Annotated in this window: 5 protein-coding genes and 1 pseudogene; 2 read left to right on the forward strand and 4 right to left on the reverse strand. The window is 47.4% G+C overall.

What is annotated here, in order from left to right; all coding sequences use genetic code 11:
- Positions 1 to 6: 6 nt before the first annotated feature.
- Positions 7 to 2,025: a lytic transglycosylase domain-containing protein gene (locus AC1RR2_RS15765; RefSeq protein ID WP_493223224.1), complete on the reverse strand. Its 2,019-nt coding sequence runs from the start codon at positions 2,023 to 2,025 to the stop codon at positions 7 to 9.
- Between the two features lie 34 nt (positions 2,026 to 2,059).
- On the opposite strand from AC1RR2_RS15765, the gene AC1RR2_RS15770 reads away from it, so the two are divergent.
- Together AC1RR2_RS15770 and AC1RR2_RS15775 are read left to right on the forward strand one after the other, a co-directional pair.
- Entirely contained in the window at positions 2,060 to 2,671 is a 612-nt protein-coding gene (locus tag AC1RR2_RS15770; RefSeq protein ID WP_493223225.1) for a 5-formyltetrahydrofolate cyclo-ligase, read from the forward strand.
- 323 nt (positions 2,672 to 2,994) lie between these two features.
- Complete coding sequence (locus AC1RR2_RS15775) at positions 2,995 to 3,606, forward strand: OmpW/AlkL family protein (RefSeq protein ID WP_493223226.1); 612 nt, start codon at positions 2,995 to 2,997, stop codon at positions 3,604 to 3,606.
- 381 nt (positions 3,607 to 3,987) lie between these two features.
- Here the strand turns inward: AC1RR2_RS15775 and glcF are convergent, their stop codons facing one another.
- The 3 genes and pseudogenes from glcF to AC1RR2_RS15790 form a co-directional block, all read right to left on the reverse strand.
- Complete coding sequence (glcF, locus tag AC1RR2_RS15780; protein ID WP_493223227.1) at positions 3,988 to 5,544, reverse strand: glycolate oxidase subunit GlcF; 1,557 nt, start codon at positions 5,542 to 5,544, stop codon at positions 3,988 to 3,990.
- Between the two features lie 6 nt (positions 5,545 to 5,550).
- Positions 5,551 to 6,615: a glycolate oxidase subunit GlcE gene (gene glcE, locus AC1RR2_RS15785; protein WP_493223228.1), complete on the reverse strand. Its 1,065-nt coding sequence runs from the start codon at positions 6,613 to 6,615 to the stop codon at positions 5,551 to 5,553.
- 30 nt (positions 6,616 to 6,645) lie between these two features.
- Positions 6,646 to 7,686, reverse strand: a pseudogene (locus AC1RR2_RS15790) (FAD-linked oxidase C-terminal domain-containing protein); the annotation flags it as partial.
- Positions 7,687 to 7,763 lie beyond the last annotated feature (77 nt).

Consider the following 7,763-nt stretch of genomic DNA (forward strand, 5'->3'; position numbering starts at 1 on the left):
GTACTCCTACTGATATTCTGGATCGTCAGCGTTCATACCTTTTGGTACGACAACGCCTAAACGTGCCTTCAAGGACTGCGGCTTTTTCTCCAATAGAGCAGCGTAATATGTGGCATTCGACAGCACATTTTTTACATAGTCACGCGTCTCTGAGAACGGAATCGTCTCGGCAAAAATAGCACCTTCCACCGGACGCGACAAAGTAGCGCGCCATGCACGTGGCCGACCTGGCCCCGCATTGTAAGCCGCTGAAGCCAAGGCTTGCGAACCACCGAGATCAGTCAATACCATATTCAAATAGTTCGTACCGAGCGCTATATTGGTTTCCACATCGTTGACTTGGCGCGGCACATAATTCGACAAACCAATTTTCTTTGCGACCCATTTTGCAGTGTTCGGCATCACTTGCATTAAACCTGTTGCACCCACATGTGATTTAGCCGCAGTAGCGAAACGCGATTCTTGACGTATCAAACCATAGACCCAAGCCATATCGACGCCCACTGACTGCGTCGCTTTGTACATGGTGTCATTAAAAGGAGTTGGGAAACGTTGATTAAAATCCAGCTCGCCCTTTGTTCTGTCCGAGGTATTCACCATACGGTCTAGCAAATCATTTTGTCGCGCTAACTCAGCAGCAACAATCAGTTCACGCTCGTTCATGCCGCGCAAAGCCCAATTCCATTCACGCGTTCCTTCAAAACGCAAATTCATGGCATAGAATTTTAAAGCTCTTTGCAAATTTGGATTTTGTGCGATCGGTGCTAGTTCTTCCTGAGTCACTGCCTTCGCTAAAGCAGGTGCGCCAATTTTTTGACCTCGCTCTTCTAAGGCTAACTGCCCATAAAAATGCATTTGATCAGAAATGCCGGCGAAAATCGCCTGGGCGTCTTCTTTCTTACCTTCTTGCTGCAAAGCACGTCCATACCAATATACCCAAGCTGGCATGGTTTTAAGGCTGGCAGGCATAGCGGTAATCGCTGACTTCACTAGTTTCCAATCAGCTTCGCGCAGCGCCATTCTTACGCGCCATTGATAGCCATCCAGACTCAAGCTGGCCCCCTCGGCGCGCTTCCAGTAATTCAAGGCTTCAGCTTGCAATTTCTGTGAAGCGGGCAGGGCTATATTCGCCCAGGCTTGCGATTTCTCATTGGCACTCAGTTTGCTCGCAAAACGTTGTAAGGCAGCCACCGCTTTTTCTGGATCGTCTTTGGCCGCGCGTCCCAAGGCCAGCAAAAACAATTCGCGACTTAGCCTATCGGATGCAGGTTCTTTTTTCAAAAGATTCCCCGGCTTCTCCATCGCTTCGACTAAACGTTTTTCAGGAATCGCCAGCATCTTTCCCAGGCGTTTCGCCAGAGGCATCGCAGAAGATTCTGCAGCAATACGCATTTGCGCCCACAGATCTGCATCGGTGAACTGTCCTTGTTCATACAAACTAGAAATCAACGAATAGCAGCCGTCGCCATATTGCTTAGGCGAAGTAATTAAGGCACGCGCTTCGGTGGCGACACGTTGCTGCTTCTCAGCCTTGGACAATAAGGCATAGCACTTAACCTGATGGTCGTCATTGACTACATAGGACGGCAATAATTGATCAAAATTCGCCCAATCGCGACGAAATCCGACGACCAACAACCAGTCATTGCGCAGGCGATCGGCGATCGCAGTGCCCTCATATTTCTTCAAAAAACTGTAAATTTCTGCCGCAGATGCGGAACGTATGCGGGTTCGCAACACGTAATAATCGACATACGACGGGATAGTGTAGTTTGCTAGTTGTGATGCGTGCATTTGCGCTGCTTTGGCATCATCATGCATAGCCGCATCACGCAAAGCCATAAAGCGGTCATCGTCATTAGGTGCTGCACTGGTTGCCGCACTTACTGTTGCCGGTGCTGGCGTAAGGCTCGCCGGGCTGGCCATTGCCAACTCTGGCAAAATTGCTAGCATAATTAAGCCAGAAAGCAGTAAACTCACGGGCAATATGGGGCGCGACAAACTTGGTAATTTTCGTTCTAACATTTTCAAACAGATCCCTTCAAAACCTGTTAACAGTATGACACAGCCATTCCCTAGCGTAAAAGAAGAAATACAGGCAGTGACAGATGAATCCCTCATTCCTCTGCCATTAAGACTGAACTTGCGTCAAGAATTGCGCAAAAATCTAATTCAAAAGCGTAAAGATGCGCCTTTAGCACTCAGGCAAAGCTGGGATCAAAGCATTCATCAAAAATTGTTGACTATCCCGCAGATCATGCAAGCTGACATCATAGGCTTGTATTCGCCTATTCGCTGCGAACCCAACTTGCGCGCTTTTTATCAGGATTTACACGAAGCCGGCAAACGGCTCGCCTTACCAGTGGTATTGGCGAAAGACAGTGCCTTAGGTTTCGTAGCCTGGGCTCCCGGTGACCCTATGGAGAAAGATGACTTTGGCGTATTGATTCCAACACGGCGTAGCACATACATTCAACCAGACACCCTGTTGATTCCCTGCGTAGGCTACAACGCCGCCCGATTCAGATTGGGTTATGGTGGGGGATTTTATGACCGCACACTGGCGCAGCTACCACAAGCTTATAGCGTAGGCATTGCTTATCAATTGGCCTATTGCGATTTTGCGCCTGACACCTATGACTTAGCGATGAGCTGCATCGTCACCGAATAAGTCCAATTATTTAAGCTGGCTAATTCTCGCTATAGGTCCGCATTTTACGAGAGCTGATACAAGCCATAATCAGCCATAACCAGCCATCACCAGCACTGATCTTCATATCAGCCGATATGGGGGCGCTCGCCTCTATTTATCGATCATCACACAAATTGATCTAGCTCAAAACCGATGTTGCAGTGCGCAACTACACTAGCTTCATTCGATTGTGCTGCTTAGCTCACACTGTAAATCTTTAAAAATAGTTAGCTGATTTCTTTAGCTCATTTATTCACTTTTTATTCAGCTTATTTACTCATATTTTAACCAAGGAAATGAAAATGAAAAAAATCGTTCTCGCGCTCTCTTTAGCAGCAATAGGTGGCCTTAGTTCCCAAGCTATGGCACAAGAAAGTCCATGGTTGGTTCGTGGCCGTGTGGTCAATATCAGCCCAGCCAACAATTCCGATCCTCTAGGCGGTGTTGGTGCATACGATCGTATTACAGTCAGCAAAAAAACGATCCCTGAATTCGACGTAACGTATTTCTTTACACCAAATATTGCGGCTGAATTGATTTTGACCTACCCACAAAAACATGATGTGTATTTGGATGGTAGTAGTATCGGTACATTCAAACACTTGCCACCGACTTTATCTGCGCAATATCACTTCGCTCCGAGTGCCAGTATTAATCCTTACATAGGCGCGGGTCTGAATTACACCAATATTTCTCAAGTCAATTTATTGGCAGGCAAAGGTCGCTTGGACAGTAATAGTTTCGGTTTATCTTTACAAGCTGGTGTAGATTTCAAAATCGACAAAAACTGGTCTTTCAATATCGACGTAAAAAAAGTACAGATTCGCAGCGATGTGAAGGTCGACGGCGCTAAAGTCAGCGCAGTAAAAGTTGACCCAGTATTGATAGGCGTAGGTCTCGGTTATCGCTTCTAATTTTAGGAAATCTGATCAGTCCTTTGCCAAATCGGTCTGATTTTTGGCGCAACATGAAGCATCGTGTTGCGCTTTTTTTATTGGTATTCAATAAAAGCTAGCTAAGGCCTAATGGCGTTCAGTTAAGCGAACAAGTTGCTTAATTGTGCTACAAAAACTCTCAACGCTGAGACGCAGAGTCGCCGAGGAGCGCAGAGAAAAGCGACGATTTTGCCGGATTTCTCCGCAGGACTCCGCGCCTCAGCGTTGAGGGTTTCTTATTGTTGTCCGAAGCCACAAAGTCAATTCGGATAAGATCTCGTATTCTCTCAACGAGATGTTCTCATATTTGTCTTAACTGAACGGTATCAATAGCTAGGACCTATTGACCTAGAGCCCGATTCATTTTTTCTTTTTTACACTTTTTTTGGCTGGCTTTTGCGTTTGCCTCTCTAAGCTTTTTTCCACTTCAACATCATCCGGTTTCGACTTAGTTTGCGCGCTCTTTTTGGATGGTGGTTTATCTGATTTTCTCGTCGATTTCTTTTTCGGCGCTGGTTCAATTGAAGTTGCAGCTATCGGTTCGACAACTGTGTCGATAAATTGAGATTGTTGAGATTCCGCAATGACTTCAAGCTTATTCAGCTTGCTTGAATTTTGACTTTGCTCTGGCTGACTCAGTGTTTTGTTCTGTGATTCACTGTTTGGCGAGCTTGCCAAAGCCTGATCTAATAACTCTATCCAATGCTTTACAGGAATCACGGTCGCGGCTTGCAAATGCTGTTGACATGCCATATTCGCCGAAACGATGATCTCTGGCTGCGTAGCTTCCAATGCAGCAAGCTTATTTTGACGCAATTGCTGCGCCAAATCCGGCTGTAAAATCGAATAGCTTCCCGCTGAGCCGCAGCATAAATGACTATCGGCACACAGCTGCACATCAACCCCGAGATGACGCAATAAATTTTCCACTTTGCCACTAATTTTTTGCCCATGCTGCAAAGTACATGGCGGATGCCAAGTCACTTTTTGCCCGATTTCACCGCCAATTTTTGCAATCAAGTCACTCTCAAATTCGGGTAAGAACTCACTCAGATCGCAGCTCAACTGACTTATCTTTTGCGCTTTTTTTGCATAGTCGGGATCATGCTTTAACAGCTGACCATAATCCTTCACCATCACGCCACAACCCGAGGCGGTCATGACGATGGCTTCAATGCCCGATGGACTGTCGGGTTTCAATAGTGGCCACCAAGCATCAATATTACGTTTTGCTGCATTAATAGCACCGCTAACATCATTCAAATGCAAACGCACCGCACCACAACAAGCAGCCTGTGGTGCCAACATAGCTTGGATATGTAAGTGATCGAGTACGCGTGCGGTTGCGGCATTTATATGGGGCGCCAGGCCTGGCTGTACACAACCATCGAGCAACAGGACTTTCCTGGCATGGGTAGTGTCCGGCCAGCGCTTATCTTCAGTTCCGCCTTCAGTTGAGGCTGGTATTTTTTCACGTAAATTGTGCGGCAATAAACCGCTTACTGCACGTCCTAACTTCAAGGCTGGTTGAAATATACGTGGATTGCTCAATCCATTTTTTAAAGTGCTACGAAGTATCTTCTGCGACCAGGAACGACCAACTTCTTGATCTACCAACTCACGTCCTATGTCCAGCAAACGCCCATATTGCACACCCGATGGACAAGTCGTTTCACAGCTCAGACAAGTCAGGCAACGATCAAGATGGCTCTGCGTCTTGGCCGTCGGCGTCTTGCCTTCCAAGACTTGTTTAATCAGGTAAATACGACCACGAGGTCCATCGAGTTCGTCGCCTAAAATTTGATAAGTAGGACAGGTCGCATTGCACATACCGCAATGCACGCAGGTACGAAGAATCGCTTCCGCTTCCTGACCTTGCTCGGTCGCTTTAATCGTATCAAGTAATTGTGTTTGCATAATTTTTCAGTCGAACAAACGTCCACGATTAAAAATCGCCGCCGGATCAAATGCGGCTTTCAACTGGCGATGTATCTTCAAGAGCGGCGCAGCCAGTTCAGTAAATGCAGGCGAGCTACTTGCGCCGTAACGGAACCGCGTTACGTGCCCACCTGCGGCTTGCACCGTTGAGCGCAGTGTAGTTTCAGCTTCATTCGTCCATAACCAACGCTGCGCACCGCCCCATTCGATCAAGGTTTTACTGCGCAGTTTTAGAGCTGCCGCGGTGGACGGAAGCGACACACGCCACAATGCATAATCTTCTTCTGGCGTAAAAAAATGATGCTGCTGTTCACGCAAATTTTTCCAATAATCATCGGCATCGTGAATTTCAAGTCCGCCTAGTTTTTGTTTTGCGGCGCGCAAGGCAGGCTCAGATCCCGAAAGACGCAACATCAATCGGCCAGCATAGTAACTACTGGCAGAAATCGGTAAGGCCTGCCCGGCCCAGCGATTGAGGTGTGACAGGGCATCCACTTCCGACATCGCAAACATCAGACTGGTTTCAGCTACAGGTCTGGGTAAGACTTTCAAAGATACATCAAGCACAAGTCCCAAACTTCCCAGTGATCCCGCCATCAAGCGCGAGACATCGTAACCGGCGACATTTTTCATGACTTGGCCGCCAAAGCGCAAGACTTCGCCAGCACCATTCATGACGCTGACGCCAAGCACAAAATCACGCACCGCGCCAGCACTGGGACGACGCGGCCCCGACAAACCAGTAGCGAGCATGCCGCCCACAGTGGCAGTCTGGCCAAAATGAGGCGGTTCAAAAGCCAGCATTTGTCCATGTTGATCTAATAGTGCCTCAATCTCTTTTAAACTCGTCCCACAGCGCGCACTAATCACCAATTCACTTGGTTCATAACTGAGTATGCCGCGGTAGGATTTGGTATCGAGTACTGCATTGGTATCCGCCATAGGATTGCCATACCATTGCTTAGTGCCTCCACCTTCGAGTCGCAAAATCTGCTGTTCTGCACCCGCAGTCAAAATTTGTTCACGAAATTGTTGAAGAATTTTATCCATTGTTTTTTTAAATATTCTTATCTATCTTCTTCAAAATCGGGGTAGGTCTGGGAACCGCAATTGTCCTTGACGGATATGCATACGACCCATTTCAGCGCAACGATGCAAGCTAGGAATGGCCTTACCTGGATTGAGTAAATTCCAAGGATCGAACGCCTGTTTTATCGCATAAAATGCGCGCAACTCAGCTTCTTGAAACTGCACACACATAGAATTTAATTTCTCTATGCCGACTCCGTGCTCACCCGTAATCGTACCGCCCATCTCGACACACAATGTGAGTATCTCTGCACCGAAAGCTTCGGCTTTTGCAAATGCACCAGCCTGATTAGCATCAAACAAAATCAAAGGATGTAAATTGCCGTCGCCGGCGTGAAACACATTCGCGCAAGCTAAACCGTACTTCACGCCCATATTGGTAATTGCCTTTAACATCGCTGCCAAGTGTTTGCGTGGAATAGTACCGTCTACACAGTAATAATCGGGTGCAATACGACCTGCCGCAGGAAAAGCATTTTTACGCCCAGACCATAGTTTCAAACGCTGCGCTTCGGAGAAGGAGACAGTCAAATCGCTGGCACCGCGATCCTTCAATATCTGACTCATGCGGGCGATTTCATCAGCGACTTCTTCAGCATTACCATCAGATTCACACAGTAGAATAGCCGCAGCATCGACGTCATAGCCCGCACTCACAAAGGGTTCCACCATGCGCACCGAAGTTTGATCCATCATTTCTAATCCGGCGGGAATAATGCCGCGGGCGATAATCTGCGCCACAGCCTCACCGGCTTTTTCAACATGATCAAATGAAGCCAAGATCACTTGGGCGGTATGTGGTTTGGGAATGAGTTTGACCGTAATTTCAGTGACAATACCTAGCATGCCTTCTGAGCCGATAAACACGGATAACAAATCTAAACCAGGTGCGTCTAATGCTTCACCGCCCAATTCCAAAATCTCGCCATCGATCGTCAGCACGCGTGCGCGCATGACATTGTGCACGGTCAAACCATATTTCAGACAGTGTACGCCGCCCGCATTTTCAGCCAAATTTCCACCTATAGTGCATCACTAGTGTCCGGTTAAAAATCGAATAAATTCAATTGGTTAGCGGTGGGTGCTGTTTCAGAAATGTAGCCATCGGT

The sequence above is a fragment of the Undibacterium sp. GW821-FHT11H02 genome (assembly GCF_058808015.1).

Bases quoted from the DNA above. Each gene is read 5' to 3' on its own strand.
- AC1RR2_RS15765 (WP_493223224.1), bottom strand. From the start codon at position 2,025: ATGTTAGAACGAAAATTACCAAGTTTGTCGCGCCCCATATTGCCCGTG.
- AC1RR2_RS15770 (WP_493223225.1), top strand. From the start codon at position 2,060: ATGACACAGCCATTCCCTAGCGTAAAAGAAGAAATACAGGCAGTGACA.
- AC1RR2_RS15775 (WP_493223226.1), top strand. From the start codon at position 2,995: ATGAAAAAAATCGTTCTCGCGCTCTCTTTAGCAGCAATAGGTGGCCTT.
- glcF (WP_493223227.1), bottom strand. From the start codon at position 5,544: ATGCAAACACAATTACTTGATACGATTAAAGCGACCGAGCAAGGTCAG.
- glcE (WP_493223228.1), bottom strand. From the start codon at position 6,615: ATGGATAAAATTCTTCAACAATTTCGTGAACAAATTTTGACTGCGGGT.